The sequence below is a fragment of the Cupriavidus basilensis genome (assembly GCF_000876015.1).
Classification (GTDB): domain Bacteria; phylum Pseudomonadota; class Gammaproteobacteria; order Burkholderiales; family Burkholderiaceae; genus Cupriavidus; species Cupriavidus basilensis_B.
Map to the genome: position 1 here is coordinate 206650 of NZ_BBQM01000011.1, position 18959 is coordinate 225608.

The following is an 18959-nucleotide window of genomic DNA, read 5'->3' on the forward strand; positions in this document are numbered from 1 at the left end:
GCCTATACTGAATCCGTCGGGCACACCGAAGCCCGGCAAGGTAGCGGACTCGAGCATACCGCTGACCTTCCGCGGCGCTTGCTTTAAGCGCTGCTCGCCGCTGGTATCGCGGCAGTCGGCGTCACTGCCAGTATTCCTTCGCCTCTCCGGGTGGTCCGGAGGGACGTCCGCGTCATGGGCGGAATCATGGGGATCCTGCGTGCACGACTGTTTGCCGGGATAACGCCGATGTGACCAGGAAGGTCCGGACCGTCCGCAACCGGCCCGCCAGCAGACTGGCGGGCTTTTTCGTTTCCGGGCGCGCATTTCGCCACGCCGCGCCCGTCTTGCGCCGTGCGGTTTTTGATATACTCCGGGCCTGCTCCCGGAGCGGCGCCGTCCAGGCGCCGCGCTTGCTTCCGCGGGGTCTATCCGCTCGCCGTAGTTCAATGGATAGAACGAGCGCCTCCTAAGCGCTAGATACAGGTTCGATTCCTGTCGGCGGGACCAGCGCAACGCTGGTTCTACGCGGTCCGCGGGGATGCCACCGATTCAAGCCCGCGCGCCGCTCAATGCGCCCCCGTCTTCGAAAACAACTGGATCACCGCCACCCCCGCCACGATCAGGCCGATGCCGAGCCATGCGGCGAGGTCGGGGATCTGCCGGTACAGCACGCTGGCGATCAGCGTGACCATCACGATGCCGGCGCCGCACCAGATGGCGTAGGCGATGCCGACCGGCACGGTCTTCATGACCTGCATCAGCAGGACGAAGGCGGCGACGTAGCCGGCCACCACCAGCAGGCTGGGCCACAGGCGGGTGAAGTTCTCGGAGGCCTTGAGGCTGCTGGTGGCAATGACTTCGGCCATGATGGCGAGGGCCAGGAGGGCGTAGCTGTTCATCGGTCGGGTTTCCTGCATTGGCTGCACGCCGGGTGCGTATTTTCCCACACGCGCGGCGCGCGCCGGCCGGCGGCAGGGCGAGGGCCGGTGCGCGTGCCGGGTTTTTGATACCCCTCTTATGGGTGGTTGTTTGACGATGACTTGCGGCCTTCAATCGCTGATAAAGCCCCTTAGAGGGTCTGCAGGATCGCGGTAGTGCCCGACCAGCCGGCAGCATGACAAAGCCGGCGGCGGGCGAGTTGTTGGGAAGTCTCTAGGGGGAGCGCCATGAAAGGCGACGAGGAGTTGCAGACCGTCTGGCCGCAAGGGGATGGCGTGGCGGCGGGGCAGGCGGTCTGGCAGAACACGATCGCGGCGGCGGATGTCGCGCTGGAGGAAGCGTCCCGCATCCAGCGCGGCGTGCAGCACAACCTGCGCCTGCAGCAGGAGGTCCGCGCGCTGCGCGAGGAGCTGCGCAAGGCGCATACCGAGCTGGACCGCTACCGCGGCATGCATGCGCGCGTGGTGGTGGGCATGCGGCAGCTCGAGGAGGACAACGCCGGCGAGGTCAGCCGGCTGCGCGCCGAGAGCGAGATGCTGATGGTGCGCCACCGGGTCTACAAGCTGCTGGCCGAGCACTACGCGCTGACCGCGCTGCGTTTCGATCCCACCGTCTTCGCCGAGCACCGCGACCGCGTGCTGCAGCACATTCTCTTCCAGCGCCGCAAGGGCGCGCCGCTGTCGGGCATCGGCGCCGCCGACATCGGTTTCCTGCTGTTGTAACGACTCAGCCGCCCGCGGGCGCCGCGCGCGGGCGCAGCACCACCAGCGCCAGCATGCCGCCCACCACGCCCCAGAAGGCCGAGCCCACCCCGGCCAGGGTCATGCCGGAGGCGGTGATCATGAAGGTCAGCAGGGCCGCGTCGCGTTCGGCCGGGGTCTGCATGGCCGTGGTCAGCCCGCTGGCGATGGAGCCGAGCAGGGCGAAGGCGGCCACCGCCACCACCAGCGCCTTGGGAAAGGCGGCGAACAGCGCCGCGATGCTGGCGGCCAGCAGCCCCGCCACCAGGTAGCCGATGCCGCAGACCACGGCCGCCGTGTAGCGGCGGTTGCGGTCGGGGTCGGCCTGCGCGCCGGTGCAGATCGCCGCGGTGATCGCGGCGAGGTTGATGCCGTGCGAGCCGAACGGCGCCAGCAGCGCGGAGGCGATGCCGGTCACGGTGATCAGCGGCGATGCCGCCACGTGATAGCCGTCCGCGCGCAGCACCGCCAGCCCCGGCACGTTCTGCGAGGCCAGCGCGACGATGAACAGCGGCACGGCGATGCTGACGAAGGCCGGCAGCGAGAACGCGGGCGTGGTCCATACCGGCGTGGCCAGCGCGAAGTTGAAGGACTCGAAATGCAGCTGGCCCAGCGCGCCGGCCAGCGCCACGCCGCCGGCCAGCACGCCCGGCACCGCGTAGCGCGGCCACCAGCGCTTGCCGAGCAGGTAGAGCGCGAACATCACCAGCAGCAGCACGGTCTGCTGCTGGGCCTGCACGAAGACGTCGACGCTGATGCGGAACAGGATGCCGGCCAGCAGCGCGGAGGCGATGCTGGCCGGCAGCGCGCGCATGAGCTTGTCGAACCAGCCGGTCAGGCCCGCCGCGGTCATCAGCAGCGCCGCCATCAGGAAGGCGCCGATGGCCTCGGGGTAGGGCACGCCGGGCAGGCTGGCGATCAGCAGCGCGGCGCCGGGCGTGGACCACGCGATGACGACGGGCACGCGCGTGAGCAGCGACAGCCCGATGGTGGTCACGCCCATGCCGACCGACAGCGCCCAGATCCACGAGGCGACCTGCGCGTCCGACAGGTGCGCGGCCTGGCCGGCCTGGATCATCAGCACCAGCGAGCTGGTGTAGCCGGTCAGCATGGCGATCAGGCCGGCGACCAGGGCGGAGATGGAAAGATCGGAGAACTTCAGCGGGGCGATAGTTGGCATGGGCAGCAATGCCGCCGGCGCGCGCCGAGGTCGGTGAACCTCCGCGTGGCGCGGCAGCAACAGGAAAGCGGACCGGGAAGGCCTGGAAACAGCCGGAAATAGCTGGAAACAGCCGGAAGCAGCCGGGGAAACCAGCGTCCGGGCCGCCATCTTCGCACGAGTCCCGCCTTTTGGGTCCGCGGCGCGGCGCCGGCGCTACGTGACGCCACACGGCGCGGCGCGGCGGGCCGTCTAGTCGGCCACCTTGTCGCTCGGGAACTTGAACGAGTCGCGCAGCAGGTAGCTCATCGGTATGTCCAGGTTGACCCCCTGCGGCGGGATCGGCGACTGAAACCATTTCTTGTAGAGCTTCTGCGTGTCCTGCGAATAGATCGAGTCGACCATCGCCTTGTCCACCAGGCGCTTGAACTCGGCGTCGTGGCGCGACAGCATGATGGCGTACGGCTCGATCGTCAGCAGTTCGTTGGTGACGGTATAGCTGGCCGGGTTCCTGGCGTTGGCGCGCAGGCCGTAGAGCAGCACGTCGTCCATGACGAAGGCGTCGGCCTTGCCCTGCTCGACCATGCCGAAGGCCTCGGCGTGGTCCTTGGCTTCCACCACCTTCAGCTGCATCGCGCCCGAGCCGTTGATCTGGCGGATCACCACCAGCGAGGTGGTGCCGGTGGTGGAGACCAGGGTCTTGCCGCGCAGGTCGGCAAGCTTGCGGATGCCGGAGTCGGTCCTGACCAGCATGCGGATGCCGGCGATGTAGTGCGGGATGGTGAAGGCCACCTGCTCGCGCCGCTCGCGCGTGTTGGTGGTCGAGCCGCATTCGAGGTCGGCCTTGCCGTCGACGATGGCGGCGATGCGGTTGGCCGGCGTGACCGGCACGTATTCCACCTTCAGGCCCGGCATCTTCAGCGCGGTGCGCAGCGAGTCGGCCACGCGCAGGCAGAGGTCGATGGCGTAGCCGTAGGGCTTGCCGTCGGCCACGAACGAGAACGGCACCGAGCTTTCGCGGTGCGCCAGGCGCAGCACGCCGGTCTGCTGGATGCGCTGCAGCACCGGCGAGGCGGAGGACTGGGCCGCCGCGGGGCGCGCGCCCCCGGCCAGGCACAGCGTCAGGAAAAGAACGGGCAGGAGAGGCAGCATGCGGCCCCGGGCCGGCGCGCGCGCCGGCCGGGCGTCGCGCGGTTGCTGCGAACGCGGATGGATCATGGTATTCCCCGTGCAAAAAAGCTACTGGAACCAGCTTTCGCTGGAAGAAGCACTGGTTGGCGTTGGGTCGCCCGCACCGGTTCTATGCCGGTTCTTCTCTGTGTTGCTGCCGTCTGTTGCTGCCGTCTGTTGCTGCCGTCGTGCCGCGGCTTGCGTGACCGGCGGCCATTGTTTCATGGCCGCATGCGGATCGACAATACGCGCCGCGCGGAGTGTTGCGCGGCGAGCAACAGCGCACCAAAACGGGGTCCGGAAGCGGCTGCCGGCGCCGCGGCGCACCCGCGGCGAACCTTGCCCGCGGACCCCGCACGCGGACGCCGCACATGCCCCGGGCTTTCCCTTGGCGGGGCTTTCCCTTACGGATTTGTCCGACTGGAGCGCCGGGAGGGGCCTTGCTATCCTGCATTCGTGCCTTGCGAGCAGGGCACCGAGGAGAGACTCTTGGGCCCGCGCCAGCGCGGGCCCTTCTTTTTTGCGCGCGCGTTTTTTGCGCGCGCGCCGGCGGGCATCCCCGGGGCCGCCCGCCGGCGCATGCCACCGGGCGCGCCGCCGCGCTGGTCTACAATGCCGGCTACCCGGCAGGCCGGCGCCCGCGCCCGCGCGCCCGGCAGCGCCGCCAGTCACCCCGGCGCGCCCGCGCCGGCACGCCTGCCTCCCCCTCTGTCTTTCTTTTCGTATTGCTGCTCATGGCCCTGTTTTCGATTTCCGACGCCCAGCTCGCCTTCGGGCATGTGGCCTTGCTCGACCATGCCGACTTCTCGCTCGAAGCCGGCGAGCGCGTCGGCCTGATCGGCCGCAACGGCTCGGGCAAGTCCTCGCTGCTCAAGATCGTGGCCGGCCTGTCGGCGCCGGACGACGGCCTGATCGCGCGCCAGAGCGGCGTGACCTCGGCCTATGTGCCGCAGGAGCCGCAGTTCGCGCCGGGCCAGCACGTCTTCGACGCGGTTTCGCAAGGCCTGGGCCAGGTCCACGACCTGCTGGCCGCCTACGAGGCGGCGCTGGCCGCGCTCGACGACCACCACGACGAAGCCGCGCTGGCCGAGCTGCACCGCCTGCAGTCGGAGGTCGACGCCGCTGGCGCCTGGCAGGTGCGCACGCGCGTGGAAACCACGCTGGCGCAGCTCGGCCTGCAGGCCGACGTGCGCGTCGATTCGCTCTCGGGCGGCATGCAGAAGCGCGTGGCGCTGGCGCAGGCGCTGGTGGCCGAGCCCGACATCCTGCTGCTCGACGAGCCCACCAACCACCTCGACGTGGAAGCCATCCGCTGGCTCGAAGACCTGCTGCTGGCGTTCCGCGGCAGCGTGCTGCTGATCACCCACGACCGCGCCTTCCTCGACCGCGTGGCCACCCGCATCGTCGAGCTCGACCGCGGCCGGCTGGTGTCCTTCCCCGGCAACTTCGCCGCCTACCAGACGCGCAAGGCCGAGCAGCTGGCCGCCGAGCAGGTCGAGCAGGCCAAGTTCGACAAGCTGCTGGCGCAGGAGGAAGTGTGGATCCGCAAGGGCGTGGAGGCGCGCCGCACGCGCAGCGTGGCGCGCATCCAGCGCCTGGTGACGATGCGCAGCGAGCGCGCCTCGCGGCGCGACGTGCAGGGCAACGTCAAGCTGGAGGTGTCGCAGGGCGAGCGCTCCGGCAAGATCGTGGCGGAACTGACCGACGTCAGCAAGGCCTTCGGCGACAAGGTGGTGGTGCGCGATTTCACCGGCACCATCATGCGCGGCGACAAGGTCGGCCTGATCGGCCCCAACGGCGCCGGCAAGACCACGCTGCTGCGCCTGATCCTGGGCGAGCTGGCGCCGGACAGCGGCACCGTCAAGAACGGCAGCAACATGCAGGTGGCCTATTTCGACCAGATGCGCGCCCAGCTCGACCTGGAGCGCTCGCTGGCCGACACCATCAGCCCGGGCAGCGACTGGGTCGAGATCAACGGCCAGCGCAAGCACGTGATGAGCTACCTGGGCGACTTCCTGTTCGCGCCCGAGCGCGCGCGCTCGCCGGTCAAGTCGCTGTCCGGCGGCGAGCGCAACCGCCTGCTGCTGGCGCGCCTGTTCGCGCGTCCGGCCAACGTGCTGGTGCTCGACGAGCCCACCAACGACCTCGACATCGACACGCTGGAGCTGCTCGAGGAACTGCTGCAGGACTACAGCGGCACCGTGTTCCTGGTGTCGCACGACCGCGCCTTCCTCGACAACGTGGTGACGTCGACCATCGCCGCCGAGGGCGACGGCCGCTGGCGCGAGTACGTGGGCGGCTATTCCGACTGGCAGGTGCAGTCGAAGCGCAGCGCCGCCATGCAGGAAGCGCAGTCCGGCGAGCGCAAGCCCGCCGAGGCGGCCAGGCCGCGCGAGGCGCGCGCCCCGGCGCGCGTCAAGCTGTCGTACAAGGAGCAGCGCGAGCTGGACGGCCTGCCCGAGCGCATCGCCGCGCTCGAGGCCGAGCAGAAGACCGTGGCCGGGCAGCTCGCGGACGGCGCGCTCTACGCCAGCGATCCGGCTAAGGCGGCGCTGCTCGGCACCCGCCACGACGAGATCGAGATGGAGCTGCTCACGGCGCTGGAGCGCTGGGAAGTGCTGGAAGCCAAGACCAAGGGCGAGGCGCAGTAGGCGCCGCGCGCGGCCCTCAGCCGCACCACGCCAGCACCATATTGGTCAGGTCCACCATGAAGCCCGGCCGCAGGTAGGCCAGGAAGGCCAGCGCCAGCACCGCGGCGGCCGCCGCGAAGCCGGTTGCGCGCAGGACGGCCGCGCGTGCCATCACGCCGCCGCCGCCCGCGGGCGCGCGATGGCGTGCTCGCGGATCGGCAGGTTGACCAGCGCGGCCATCACGCCCAGCCCGATGGCGATCAGCCACACCGTGTCGTAGCTGCCGGTGCGGTCGTAGAGGAAGCCGCCCAGCCACGCGCCCAGGAAGCTGCCGATCTGGTGCGAGAAGAACACCACGCCGGACAGCATCGACAGATACTGCACGCCGAACACCTGGGCGATGATGCCGTTGGTCAGCGGCACCGTGGACAGCCACAGGAAGCCCATCAGCGCGGCGAACACCCAGGTGCTGGCGGTGGTGAGCGGCAGCAGCAGGTAGGCGGCGATCACCACCGAGCGCGCGATGTAGATGGCCGACAGCAGGTAGCGCTTGGGCATGCGCTGGCCCAGCGCGCCCGCGCTGTAGGTGCCGAACACGTTGAACAGACCGATCAGCGCCAGCGCCACGGTGGCGATCTTCGGGTCGGCCAGGCCGCGGTCCTTGAGGTAGGGCGCCAGGTGCACGCCGATGAACACCACCTGGAAGCCGCACACGAAGTAGCCCAGCGTCAGCAGCTGGAAGTTGCGGTTGCCGAAGGCCTCGCGCACGGCCTGGTCGATGGTCTGCTGGAAGCCGCCGGCATGCGCCGCGGCGCGCGGCTCGCGCAGGCTGAAGGCCAGCGGCAGCATCAGGCAGGCCAGCACCGCCAGCACGAACAGCGCGTTCTGCCAGCCGGCGGCGGAGATCAGCGTCTGCTCGACCGGGATCATCAGGAACTGCCCGAACGAGCCCGCGGCGGCGGCGATGCCCATCGCCCAGACGCGCTTCTCGGCGCTGGCCACGCGCCCGATCACGCCGTACACCACGCTGTAGGTGGTGCCCGACTGGGCGAGGCCGATCAGCACGCCGGCGCCCGACGCGAACGCGGTGCCCGAGCCGGCCAGCGCCATCACCAGCAGGCCGGCCAGGTAGAGCGCCACGCCGGCCAGCATGATGCGCAGCGCGCCGAACTTGTCGGCCAGCGCGCCGGTGAACGGCTGGCTCAGGCCCCACATCAGGTTCTGCAGCGCCAGCGCGAAGGCGAAGGTCTCGCGGCCCCAGCCGTGGGCCTGGGTGATCGGCAGGTTGAACAGCCCGAAGCCGTGCCGGATGCCCATCGACAGCGTGACCAGCAGGCCGCCGCAGATCAGCACGGTAGTGAGGGAAAGGGGTTGCCGCCGCGCGGCGTCCTGCGTGGTGTGCTGCATCTTGGCGTGCGTCTCCTGGCGCGGTGTGTTGTTCTGGTCTGGTCCCGCCGGCGCGCCTGGCCTCGTCCCGGGCCGCTGGCTGCACCGAAGCGGTGCGGGCAAGTTTAACCCGCATCCGCGCCTCGCGCCGGGGCCCGCGCCGGCCGTTAATGTGCTCTATCTGTCACGATGGCGGGTGGCGCGCAGGCAATGCGAATGGCGGCGAGAGCGCCGCGCGCTTCCATTACAATGCAGGCTGCCCGGCCACCCTGGCTGGCGCGCGGCAACCGCCGCCGCGCCGGGCCTGGCCGAGAATCCCACTAAGCAAGCGACTCCATGGCGAGCAAAACCAGTCAGTACAGCGAATCTTCCATCCGGGTCCTCAAGGGCCTGGAGCCGGTCAAGCAACGGCCCGGCATGTACACCCGTACCGACAACCCCCTGCACATCGTGCAGGAGGTGATCGACAACGCCTCGGACGAAGCCCTCGGCGGGCATGGCTCCGAAATCATGGTGACGCTGCACCGCGACGGCAGCGTCAGCGTGGAGGACGACGGCCGCGGCATCCCGGTGGGCATCCATCCGGAAGAGAAGGTGCCGGTGGTGGAGATCGTCTTCACGCGGCTGCACGCGGGCGGCAAGTTCGACAAGGGCAAGGGCGGCGCCTACGCGTTCTCGGGCGGCCTGCACGGCGTGGGCGTGTCGGTCACCAACGCGCTGTCCACGCGCCTGGACGTGGCGGTCTGGCGCGACGGCAGCCATGCCACGCTGACCTTCTCCGGCGGCGACGTCACCGTGCCGCTGGCCACGCGCAAGCTCGAGCGCGGCGAGAAGAAGAACGGCACGCGCGTGCAGGTGTGGCCGGACGCCAAGTATTTCGACTCCGCCACCATTCCGCTGGCCGAGCTGCAGCGCCTGCTGCGCAGCAAGGCCGTGCTGCTGCCGGGCGTGAAGGTCACGCTGCTCAACGAGAAGAACGGCGAGCGCCAGACCTGGCAGTACGACCAGGGCCTCAAGGGCTACCTGGTGGAAGCGCTGGCGCAGGGCAGCGGCGCCGAGCTGGTGGTGCCGATGTTCGAAGGCGAGCATTTCGCCGACCCCGACGCCAACCCGGCCGAAGAAGGCTTCGCCGAAGGCGAGGGCGCCTCGTGGGTGGTGGCCTGGACCGAGGACGGCGCGCCGGTGCGCGAGTCCTACGTCAACCTGATTCCCACGCCGGCCGGCGGCACGCACGAGTCTGGCCTGCGCGAAGGCCTGTTCCAGGCCGTCAAGAGCTTCATCGAGATGCACGCGCTGCAGCCCAAGGGCGTCAAGCTGATGAGCGAGGACGTGTTCGCGCGCGCCTCGTTCGTGCTGTCGGCCAAGGTGCTGGACCCGCAGTTCCAGGGCCAGATCAAGGAGCGCCTGAACAGCCGCGACGCGGTGCGCCTGGTGTCCACCTTCAGCCGTCCCGCGCTGGAGCTGTGGCTCAACCACCATGTCGAGTACGGCAAGAAGCTGGCCGAGCTGGTGATCCGCCAGGCGCAGGCGCGCACGCGCGCCGCGCAGAAGGTGGAGAAGAAGAAGGGCTCGGGCGTGGCCGTGCTGCCCGGCAAGCTGACCGACTGCGAATCCACCGACGTCACCCGCAACGAGCTGTTCCTGGTCGAGGGCGACTCCGCCGGCGGCTCGGCCAAGATGGGGCGCGACAAGGAATTCCAGGCCATCCTGCCGCTGCGCGGCAAGGTGCTCAACACCTGGGAGACCGAGCGCGACCGCCTGTTCGCCAACAACGAGGTGCACGACATCGCGGTGGCGATCGGCGTGGACCCGCACGGCCCCGGCGACGAGCCCGACCTGTCCAACCTGCGCTATGGCAAGATCTGCATCCTGTCCGACGCGGACGTGGACGGCGCGCACATCCAGGTGCTGCTGCTGACGCTGTTCTTCCGCCACTTCCCCAGGCTGATCGACAACGGCAACGTGTGCGTGGCGCGTCCGCCGCTGTACCGCGTGGACGCGCCGGCGCGCGGCAAGAAGCCGGCGCAGAAGCTCTACGCGCTCGACGACGGCGAGCTGCTGGCGATCCAGGACAAGCTGCTCAAGGACGGCGTCAAGGAAAACACCTGGCAGATCTCCCGCTTCAAGGGCCTGGGCGAGATGAACGCCGAGCAACTGTGGGAAACCACCATGAACCCGGACACGCGCCGCCTGCTGCCGGTGGCGCTGGGCAACTTCGACCTGCCGCAGACCGTGGGCGTGATGAACATGCTGATGGGCAAGGGCGAGGCGGCGCAGCGGCGCACCTGGCTCGAGGAGCGCGGCAACGAGGTGGTGGCCGACATCTGACGCGGCCCGTTCGAGACCAGCAAGACGCGAGGAAAGCCGATGGCGAAGACAAGCAGACCTGACCACAGCGCATGGCGGCGATGGCTCGCCGCCGGCCTGCTGCTGGCCGGCCTGGCGTGCGCCCCGGCGGCCAACGCGGCGCTGTACGGCTACATCGACGACGACGGCGTGGCGCATTTCTCCGACGAGAAGCTCGACGAGCGCTACACGCTGTTCATGAAGAACGGCGGCGAGCTGCGCAGCCCGTCGCTGGGCCGCGCGGGCGCGGCCGACACCGCCGGCGCGGCCGGCGCGCTCGACCTGGAGACGCACAAGCTCTACCGCTACGTCGTCAACCACCCGAACATCGCCACGGTCGAGCCCATCATCCGCCAGGTGGCGCAGGCGCAGAACGTGGACCCGGCGCTGGTCAAGGCGGTGATGGCGGTGGAGTCGGGCTTCAATCCCGGCGCGGTCTCGCCCAAGGGCGCGATCGGGCTGATGCAGGTGATCCCCGACACCGGCGCGCGCTTCGGCGTGGCCGCCGACGCGCGCCGCACGGTGGAGCAGAAGCTGGCCGACCCGCGCATCAACATCTCGGCCGGCGTGCGCTACCTGCGCTGGCTGATGGAGCTGTTCCCCGGCAACCTGGAACTGGTGCTGGCCGCGTACAACGCGGGCGAGGGCGCGGTGCAGCGCTACAACAACGCGATCCCGCCGTTTCCGGAGACCCGGCAATATGTCAGCACGGTGCTGCAGTTCTACCGTTTCTACCGGCCGGGCGGCATGCCGCCCGCCGTGGCCGGCGGCGGCGTGAGCCGCGTGAAGATGGTGATAGGCGGGCGCCGCAACATGCCCTGACCGCCGCACGCACAACCCGAACGATCGCGCACAACATGCAACCGGCACGCCACGCAGCAGACAGGCGCGCCGTCTTCTTGCCAATCCATGGAACAACAAGACTCTCTGTTTGACCCAGGTGCGCCCGATGGCGGCGCCGACTCGCTGACGCTGGCGCACTACGCCGAGCGCGCCTACCTCGACTACGCCATCAGCGTGGTCAAGGGGCGCGCGCTGCCGGAAGTGGCCGACGGCCAGAAGCCGGTGCAGCGCCGCATCCTGTTCGCCATGCACGAGATGGGCCTGCGCGCCGACGCCAAGCCGGTCAAGTCCGCGCGCGTGGTGGGCGACGTGCTCGGCAAGTACCATCCGCACGGCGACCAGTCCGCCTACGACGCGCTGGTGCGCCTGGCGCAGGACTTCTCGCTGCGCTACCCGCTGATCGACGGCCAGGGCAACTTCGGCTCGCGCGACGGCGACGGCGCTGCGGCCATGCGCTACACCGAGGCGCGCCTCACGCCGATCGCGCGCCTGCTGCTCGACGAGATCGACCAGGGCACGGTGGATTTCATCCCCAACTACGATGGCTCGATGGAGGAGCCCAGGCTGATGCCCGCGCGGCTGCCGCTGGTGCTGCTCAACGGCGCCTCGGGCATTGCCGTGGGCATGGCCACCGAGGTGCCGCCGCACAACCTGCGCGAGGTCGCCGCGGCCACCGTGGCGATGATCCGCAACCCCGACATCACGCTGGCCGAGCTGCTGGCGCTGATGCCCGGGCCCGACTATCCGGGCGGCGGCCAGATCATCTCGCCGGCGGCGGACATCGCGCAGATCTACGAAAGCGGGCGCGGCAGCCTCAAGGTGCGCGCGCGCTGGATCATCGAGGACATGGCGCGCGGCCAGTGGCAACTGGTGGTGACCGAACTGCCGCCGAGCACCTCGGCGCAGAAGGTGCTCGAGGAAATCGAGGAGATCACCAACCCCAAGGTGCGCGCCGGAAAGAAGTCGCTCACGCCCGAGCAGCTGCAGCTCAAGCAGGGCATGCTGGCCGTGCTCGACGCGGTGCGCGACGAGTCCGGCAAGGACGCGCCGGTGCGGCTGGTGTTCGAGCCCAAGAGCAAGAACATCGAGCAGCAGGAATTCATCCAGACGCTGCTCGCGCACACCAGCCTGGAGTCGGGCGCGTCGATCAACCTGGTGATGATCGGCACCGACGGCCGGCCGCGCCAGAAGGGCCTGCCGGAGATCCTGCGCGAGTGGATCGCGTTCCGCTTCGACACCGTCACGCGCCGCACGCGCCACCGCCTGGGCAAGGTCGAGGACCGCATCCACATCCTCGAAGGCCGCATGCTGGTGCTGCTCAACATCGACGAGGTGATCCGCATCATCCGCGAGAGCGACGAGCCCAAGCCGGCGCTGATGCAGGCCTTCGGCCTGTCCGACCGCCAGGCCGAGGACATCCTGGAAATCCGCCTGCGCCAGCTGGCCCGGCTCGAAGCGCTGCGCATCGAGAAGGAGCTGCAGGAGCTGCGCGAGGAACAGGCCGACCTCGACGTGCTGCTCAAGTCCGAGACCATGATGCGCCGGCGCATCATCAAGGAGATCGAGACCGACGCCAGGCAGTTCAGCCCCGAGGACAAGGACCCGCGCCGCACGCTGATCCAGGAAGAGCGCCGCGCCGCGGCCGAGGTGCGCGTGGTGGACGAGCCCGTCACCGTGGTGATGTCGCAGAAGGGCTGGGTGCGCACGCGCCAGGGCCACGGCCACGACGCGCAGCAGTTCACCTTCAAGGCCGGCGACGCGCTGTACGGCACCTTCGAGTGCCGCACCGTCGACGTGATGCTGGTGTTCGGCACCAACGGCCGCGTCTACACCGTGCCGGTGGCCGGCCTGCCCGGCGGACGCGGCGACGGCGTGCCCGTGACCACGCTGATCGAGCTGCAGGCGGGCACGCAGATCGCCCACAGCTTCGCCGGCGGGCTCGACCAGCGCATGCTGCTCGCCACGCGCGGCGGCAACGGCTTCCAGACCAGGGTCGGCGACATGGTCAGCCGCCAGAAGGGCGGCCGCGCCTACCTCACGCTGGACGAGGGCGACGCGCCGCTGGAGCCGGCGCCGCTCGGCGAGGAAGCCACGCACGTGGCCTGCCTGTCCGCCAACGGCCGCCTGCTGCTGGTGGCGCTCGACGAGATCAAGTCGCTCTCGGCCGGCGGCCGCGGCGTGATCCTGATGGAGCTTGAGCCCAAGGAAACGCTGCAGCAGGCCATCGCCGTGGGCGCGCCGGGGCTGGTGCTGTCCGGCGCCGGGCGCGGCGGCAAGCCGGCCTCGCAGAAGCTGGCCGGGCAGAACCTGATGCAGTACATCGGCAAGCGCGCCCGCAAGGGCCGCGTGCTCGAGGCCAGGCTCAAGGACCCGCGCATCGACCCGGTGAAGGTCGAGCCGCCCGCCGGCGGCTGAGCGCCGGCCCGTTGCATGTAGTTCCCGCAGTTCCCGCAGTTCCCGCAGTTCCTGCAGTTCCCCTCTCCCGCTCGCGGGAGAGGGGCAGGGGGAGAGGGCCGGCGGCGCCACGAAGTCCGCGTCCGAGCGGTCCGCCAGCGCCCGGCCTTCTCCCCCGGCCCCGCGCCCGTTGCCTGGGCGCGGGGAGAACCCTCCGATTCTCCGCTTTGCTGCCTGGTCCGAGACATGCCAGTTCCCCCGCCCCCGCGCGCCGCCCTCGCGCCGCTTCCCACGCCCCGCCACCTGTTCATCGAGTTCGCCCGCATGGGCCTGTCCGGCTTCGGCGGCGTGCTGCCGTTCGTGCGGCGCGCGGTGGTGGAGCGCAACCGCTGGCTCGACGACCGCGAGTTCGTCGAGCTGCTCAGCATGGGGCAGGTGCTGCCCGGCCCCAACGTGATCAACGTGGCGCTGATGATGGGCCTGCGCTTCGCCGGCCTGCGCGGCGCGCTGGCCGCGTTCGCCGGGCTGGTGATGGTGCCGATGGTGGTGGTGCTGTCGGCCATGCTGCTGTACGAGCACTACCGCGACGTGGCTGCGGTGCAGCGCATGCTGGCCGGCATGACGGCGGTCTCCGCCGGGCTGATGCTGTCCACCGGCTTCAGGCTGGCGCAGAGCCAGTCGCCGACCGTGCGCGGCCTGCTGGTCGGCGTCGCGGCGTTCGCCGCCATCGGCCTGCTGCGCTGGCCGCTGGTGCCGGTGATGGCGGTGCTGGTGCCGCTCGGCCTGCTGCTCGAATGGCGCGCCGAGGGGCAGGCGCTGCGGCTGGCGGCCGAGGCCGCCGCGCCGCAGGCGCCGCCCGCGCCGGCGCAGCCGCCCGGAACCGACGGCGCCGCCGGGGAGCCGCGCGCATGAACCACCATCCCACCGTGCTCGGCAGCTTCTTCACCCACTTCCTGCTGCTGTCCTTCCTGTCGATCGGCGGCGCCGCCACCACCATCCCCGACATGCACCGCTTCCTGGTGGAGGCGCACGGCTGGATGAGCGACGCGCAGTTCTCCGCCATGTATGCGATTTCCCAGGCCTCGCCCGGGCCCAACGTGCTGTTCGTGGCGCTGTTCGGCTGGCAGATCGGCGGGCCGGCCGGCGCCATCGCCGGCATGATCGCCATCTGCGGGCCGTCCAGCCTGATCGCGCTGGGCTTCGAGTATTTCGCCGGGCGCGCGCCGCAGGCGCGCTGGCCGGGCCTGATCCGGCGCGGCCTGGCCACGCTGACCATCGGCCTGCTGTGCTCGTCGGGCTGGGTGCTGGCGGCCAGCGTGGACCACCGCTGGAGCGCGGTGGCGGTGACGCTGCTGACCATCTTCCTGATGCTCAAGACGCGCGTGCACCCGCTGATGCTGGTGGCGCTGGGCGCGGGCGCGGGGCTGCTCGGGCTGGTCTAGCGGGCTGGTTCGGCGCGGTGTCCGGTGTCCGGCGCCGGGCGCGCTATGCCACGCCGACGAAACCGCCGGTCTGGTGCGCCCACAGCCGCGCGTACAGGCCGCCGCGCGCCAGCAGCTCGGCATGCGTGCCGCTTTCGGCGATGCGGCCGTCGTCCAGCACCACCAGCCGGTCCATGCGCGCGATGGTGGAGAGCCGGTGCGCGATGGCGATCACGGTCTTGCCGCGCATCAGCGTCTCCAGGTTCTCCTGGATGGCCGCCTCCACCTCCGAGTCGAGCGCCGAGGTGGCTTCGTCGAGAATCAGGATGGGCGCGTTCTTGAGCAGCACGCGCGCCACCGCGATGCGCTGGCGCTGCCCGCCCGAGAGCTTGACGCCGCGCTCGCCGACCTGCGCGTCGAGCCCGGTGGCGCCGCCGGCGTCGCGCAGCAGCGGGATGAAGTCGGCCGCGTGGGCGTCGGCGGCGGCGGCCATCAGCTCGGCCTCGCTGGCGCCGGGGCGGCCGTAGAGCAGGTTGTCGCGGATCGAGCGGTGCAGCAGCGAGGTGTCCTGCGTGACCATGCCGATCTGCGCGCGCAGGCTTTCCTGGGTGACGCCGGCGATGTCCTGGCCGTCGATCAGGATGCGGCCGCGCTCGACGTCGTAGAGCCGCAGCAGCAGGTTGACCAGCGTCGACTTGCCGGCGCCGGATGGCCCCACCAAACCGATCTTCTCGCCCGGCCGCACGGTCAGGTCGAGTCCCTCGATCACGCCCGAGCCCTTGCCGTAGTGGAAGCCCACGCCCTCGAAGCGCACCTCGCCGCGCGTCACGCGCAGCGGCGGCGCGCCCGCGCGGTCGGCCACCTTGCGCGGCACCGCGATGGTCTGCATGCCGTCCTGCACCTGGCCGACGTTCTCGAAGATGCCGTTGACCACCCACATGATCCAGCCCGACATGTTGACGATGCGGATCACCAGCCCGGCCGACAGCGCGATCGCGCCCACGCTGACGTGGCCCTCGCTCCATAGCCACAGCGCCAGCCCGGTGGTGGCGGCGATCAGCGCGCCGTTGAGCGCGGTCACGGTGAAGTCCATCGCGCTGACCATGCGGCCCGAGCTGCGCGCCTTGTCGGTCAGGTCGGCCATCGCCTCGCGCGCGTAGTCCTCCTCCAGGCGCGTGTGGGCGAACAGCTTGAGCGTGGCGATGTTGGTGTAGCCGTCGACGATGCGCCCCATCAGGCGCGAGCGCGCGCCGGTGGCGGCCACCGAGCGCGCCTTCACGCGCGGCGTGAAGTAGCGCATCGCGGCCACGTAGCCGACGATCCACAGCAGCAGCGGCAGCATCAGGCGCCAGTCGGCCTCGGCGAACAGGTAGAGCGAGCTGGCGGCGTAGATCAGCACGTGCCAGATCGCGTCCACCGCCTGCACCGCCGAGTCGCGCAGCGAGAAGCCGGTCTGCATGATGCGCTGGGCGATGCGCCCGGCGAAGTCGTTCTGGAAGAACCACATGCTCTGCTTGAGCACGTAGCGGTGGTTCTGCCAGCGCACCAGGTTGCCCAGGCTGGGGTTGATGACCTGGTGCACGAGGATGTCGTGCAGGCCGTTGAAGAGCGGGCGCAGCAGCAGCGCCACCACCGCCATCCAGGCCAGCTCGCCGGCATGGAGGCGGAAGAACGCCGGCCCGGGCGTCGCCTGCGCCAGGTCCACCAGCCGGCCGAGGAAGCCGAACAGCGCCACCTCGATCAGCGCGCCGCCCAGCCCCACCGCCAGCAGCAGGGCGAAGACCGGCCACACCTCGCGCAGGTAATAGGCGTAGAAGCGCCAGATCCGGCCCGGCGGCTCGGTGTCGGGCAGGCCGCGAAACGGGTCGATCATTCGTTCCATCAAGCGCAGCAGCATGGATCTCCTGGGGTCTGGGGGAGGGCGTCCGGCCGCGGTGGCGCGACCGCGGCCGGGCGGCACGGACTGCCATGATACCCAGATCGGACGCCGCCGCCGGGCCGCCGCCGGCGCCCGGCATGACGCCTTCCGGGCACATGCGGACCGCGCCGCCCGGCATGGCTCGCGGTCTCCCGGGCGCCGCCCGCGCCGCTTTCCGTGCCGCTCCCCGCACATATCCGGCCTGCTTGCCCGCCGTCAGCCCGCCATATCCGGGAAATCACCAATACATCTATGCTTGTATATACAACACTATACACCCACGACATGGCCGCACGGTGAGCGTGCCGGCCGCATTCCAGCGTCAATCCCAAGGAGTTCCCCCGTGAGCGACAGCCTCCGTTTCCGCGATGTAGAGATCCGCGCCCCGCGCGGCAGCCAACTGAATGCCAGGAGCTGGCAGACCGAGGCGCCGCTGCGCATGTTGATGAACAACCTCGACCCGGAAGTGGCGGAGAACCCGAAGGAGCTGGTGGTGTACGGCGGCATCGGCCGCGCCGCGCGCAACTGGGACTGCTACGACCAGATCGTCGCCACGCTCAAGACGCTGGGCGACGACGAGACCCTGCTGGTGCAGTCGGGCAAGCCGGTCGGCGTGTTCAGGACCCATGCCAACGCCCCGCGCGTGCTGATCGCCAACTCCAACCTGGTGCCGCACTGGGCCACCTGGGAGCACTTCAACGAGCTCGATGCCAAGGGCCTCGCCATGTACGGCCAGATGACCGCCGGCTCGTGGATCTACATCGGCAGCCAGGGCATCGTGCAGGGCACCTACGAGACCTTCGTCGAGGCCGGGCGCCAGCACTACGGCGGCAGCCTCAAGGGCCGCTGGGTGCTGACCGCGGGCCTGGGCGGCATGGGCGGCGCGCAGCCGCTGGCCGCCACGCTGGCCGGCGCGTGCTCGCTCAACATCGAATGCCAGCAGGCCAGCATCGACTTCCGCCTGCGCACGCGCTACGTGGACGAGCAGGCCGCCGACCTCGACGACGCGCTGGCGCGCATCGCCCGCTACACGGCCGAGGGCAAGGCCATCTCCATCGCGCTGTGCGCCAACGCCGCCGAGGTGCTGCCCGAGCTGGCGCGCCGCGGCGTGCGCCCGGACATGGTCACCGACCAGACCAGCGCCCACGACCCGCTCAACGGCTACCTGCCGGCCGGCTGGACCTGGGGCCAGTACCGCGACCGCGCGCGCACCGACCCGGCCGGCACCGTCAAGGCCGCCAAGCAGTCGATGGCGCGCCACGTGCGGGCCATGCTGGACTTCCAGAAGATGGGCGTGCCCACCTTCGACTACGGCAACAACATCCGCCAGATGGCCAAGGAAGAGGGCGTGGCCAATGCCTTCGACTTCCCCGGCTTCGTGCCGGCCTACATCCGCCCGCTGTTCTGCCGCGGCGTGGGCCCGTTCCGCTGGGCCGCGCTGTCGGGCGACCCGCAGGACATCTACAAGACCGACGCCAAGGTCAAGGCGCTGATCCCCGACGACGCGCACCTGCACCGCTGGCTCGACATGGCGCGCGAGCGCATCAGCTTCCAGGGCCTGCCGGCGCGCATCTGCTGGGTCGGCCTCGGCCAGCGCGCCCGGCTCGGCCTGGCCTTCAACGAGATGGTGCGCAGCGGCGAGCTGTCGGCGCCGGTGGTGATCGGCCGCGACCATCTCGATTCCGGCTCGGTGGCCAGCCCCAACCGCGAGACCGAAAGCATGCGCGACGGCTCCGACGCGGTGTCCGACTGGCCGCTGCTCAACGCGCTGCTCAACACCGCCAGCGGCGCCACCTGGGTGTCGCTGCACCACGGCGGCGGCGTGGGCATGGGCTTCTCGCAGCATGCCGGCGTGGTGATCGTGTGCGACGGCACCGACGAGGCCGCCGCGCGCATCGCGCGCGTGCTGCACAACGACCCGGCCACCGGCGTGATGCGCCATGCCGACGCGGGCTACGAGATCGCCATCGCGTGCGCGCGCGAGCAGGGCCTGAACCTGCCGATGATCACCGGCGGCAAGGAGGCCTGAGC

General features: G+C 70.4%; 14 protein-coding genes and 1 tRNA gene. 9 read left to right on the plus strand and 6 right to left on the minus strand.

The genetic code is table 11. The features are described 5' to 3' along the window. Positions 1 to 414: 414 nt before the first annotated feature. A tRNA-Arg gene (locus KF708C_RS07230) sits at positions 415 to 489 on the plus strand. Between the two features lie 59 nt (positions 490 to 548). Here KF708C_RS07230 and KF708C_RS07235 read toward each other — a convergent pair. Next, the gene (locus KF708C_RS07235; RefSeq protein ID WP_059411320.1) at positions 549 to 881 is read right to left on the minus strand and encodes a DMT family transporter; all 333 of its coding nucleotides are present in this window, start codon (positions 879 to 881) and stop codon (positions 549 to 551) included. A 267-nt stretch (positions 882 to 1148) separates the two neighbouring features. Here KF708C_RS07235 and KF708C_RS07240 point away from each other — a divergent pair, with 267 nt between their 5' ends. Then, on the plus strand, positions 1149 to 1643 hold the full coding sequence (locus KF708C_RS07240) for a hypothetical protein (RefSeq protein ID WP_059411321.1): 495 nt from the start codon (positions 1149 to 1151) through the stop codon (positions 1641 to 1643). 4 nt (positions 1644 to 1647) lie between these two features. Here KF708C_RS07240 and KF708C_RS07245 read toward each other — a convergent pair whose 3' ends face one another. Beyond that, positions 1648 to 2841 carry a benzoate/H(+) symporter BenE family transporter gene (locus KF708C_RS07245; RefSeq protein WP_059411322.1) on the minus strand — a complete coding sequence of 398 codons (1194 nt, stop codon included), beginning with the start codon at positions 2839 to 2841 and terminating at the stop codon, positions 1648 to 1650. A gap of 231 nt (positions 2842 to 3072) precedes the next feature. Continuing rightward, positions 3073 to 3972, minus strand: a complete 900-nt coding sequence (locus tag KF708C_RS07250; RefSeq protein ID WP_059411382.1) for an amino acid ABC transporter substrate-binding protein — start codon at positions 3970 to 3972, stop codon at positions 3073 to 3075. Between the two features lie 752 nt (positions 3973 to 4724). Between KF708C_RS07250 and KF708C_RS07255 the strand changes: the two genes are divergently transcribed. Then, positions 4725 to 6641, plus strand: a complete 1917-nt coding sequence (locus KF708C_RS07255; protein ID WP_059411383.1) for an ATP-binding cassette domain-containing protein — start codon at positions 4725 to 4727, stop codon at positions 6639 to 6641. A gap of 16 nt (positions 6642 to 6657) precedes the next feature. Here KF708C_RS07255 and KF708C_RS36875 read toward each other — a convergent pair whose 3' ends face one another. Then, positions 6658 to 6792 carry a hypothetical protein gene (locus KF708C_RS36875; protein WP_020200824.1) on the minus strand — a complete coding sequence of 45 codons (135 nt, stop codon included), beginning with the start codon at positions 6790 to 6792 and terminating at the stop codon, positions 6658 to 6660. Next, positions 6792 to 8027, minus strand: a complete 1236-nt coding sequence (locus KF708C_RS07260) for an MFS transporter (RefSeq protein ID WP_059411323.1) — start codon at positions 8025 to 8027, stop codon at positions 6792 to 6794. The genes KF708C_RS36875 and KF708C_RS07260 overlap by 1 nt, the downstream gene beginning before the upstream one ends. Positions 8028 to 8342: 315 nt before the next feature. On the opposite strand from KF708C_RS07260, the gene KF708C_RS07265 reads away from it, so the two are divergent. The 5 genes from KF708C_RS07265 to KF708C_RS07285 all read left to right on the plus strand — a co-directional run bounded on the left by KF708C_RS07265 (position 8343) and on the right by KF708C_RS07285 (position 15031). After that, on the plus strand, positions 8343 to 10334 hold the full coding sequence (locus KF708C_RS07265) for a DNA topoisomerase IV subunit B (RefSeq protein ID WP_020200822.1): 1992 nt from the start codon (positions 8343 to 8345) through the stop codon (positions 10332 to 10334). 39 nt (positions 10335 to 10373) lie between these two features. Next, positions 10374 to 11174, plus strand: a complete 801-nt coding sequence (locus KF708C_RS07270) for a lytic transglycosylase domain-containing protein (protein WP_059411324.1) — start codon at positions 10374 to 10376, stop codon at positions 11172 to 11174. A gap of 87 nt (positions 11175 to 11261) precedes the next feature. Beyond that, the gene (gene parC, locus KF708C_RS07275) at positions 11262 to 13610 is read left to right on the plus strand and encodes a DNA topoisomerase IV subunit A (RefSeq protein ID WP_059411325.1); all 2349 of its coding nucleotides are present in this window, start codon (positions 11262 to 11264) and stop codon (positions 13608 to 13610) included. A gap of 225 nt (positions 13611 to 13835) precedes the next feature. Beyond that, the gene (locus KF708C_RS07280; protein WP_059411326.1) at positions 13836 to 14501 is read left to right on the plus strand and encodes a chromate transporter; all 666 of its coding nucleotides are present in this window, start codon (positions 13836 to 13838) and stop codon (positions 14499 to 14501) included. Beyond that, positions 14498 to 15031, plus strand: a complete 534-nt coding sequence (locus KF708C_RS07285) for a chromate transporter (protein WP_020200818.1) — start codon at positions 14498 to 14500, stop codon at positions 15029 to 15031. The genes KF708C_RS07280 and KF708C_RS07285 overlap by 4 nt, the downstream gene beginning before the upstream one ends. Positions 15032 to 15074: 43 nt before the next feature. Here KF708C_RS07285 and KF708C_RS07290 read toward each other — a convergent pair whose 3' ends face one another. Continuing rightward, positions 15075 to 16907, minus strand: coding sequence for an ABC transporter ATP-binding protein (locus tag KF708C_RS07290; RefSeq protein WP_020200817.1), 1833 nt, complete (start codon positions 16905 to 16907; stop codon positions 15075 to 15077). A gap of 364 nt (positions 16908 to 17271) precedes the next feature. On the opposite strand from KF708C_RS07290, the gene hutU reads away from it, so the two are divergent. Next, complete coding sequence (gene hutU / locus KF708C_RS07295) at positions 17272 to 18957, plus strand: urocanate hydratase (protein WP_020200816.1); 1686 nt, start codon at positions 17272 to 17274, stop codon at positions 18955 to 18957. The last annotated feature ends 2 nt before the right edge of the window (positions 18958 to 18959 follow it).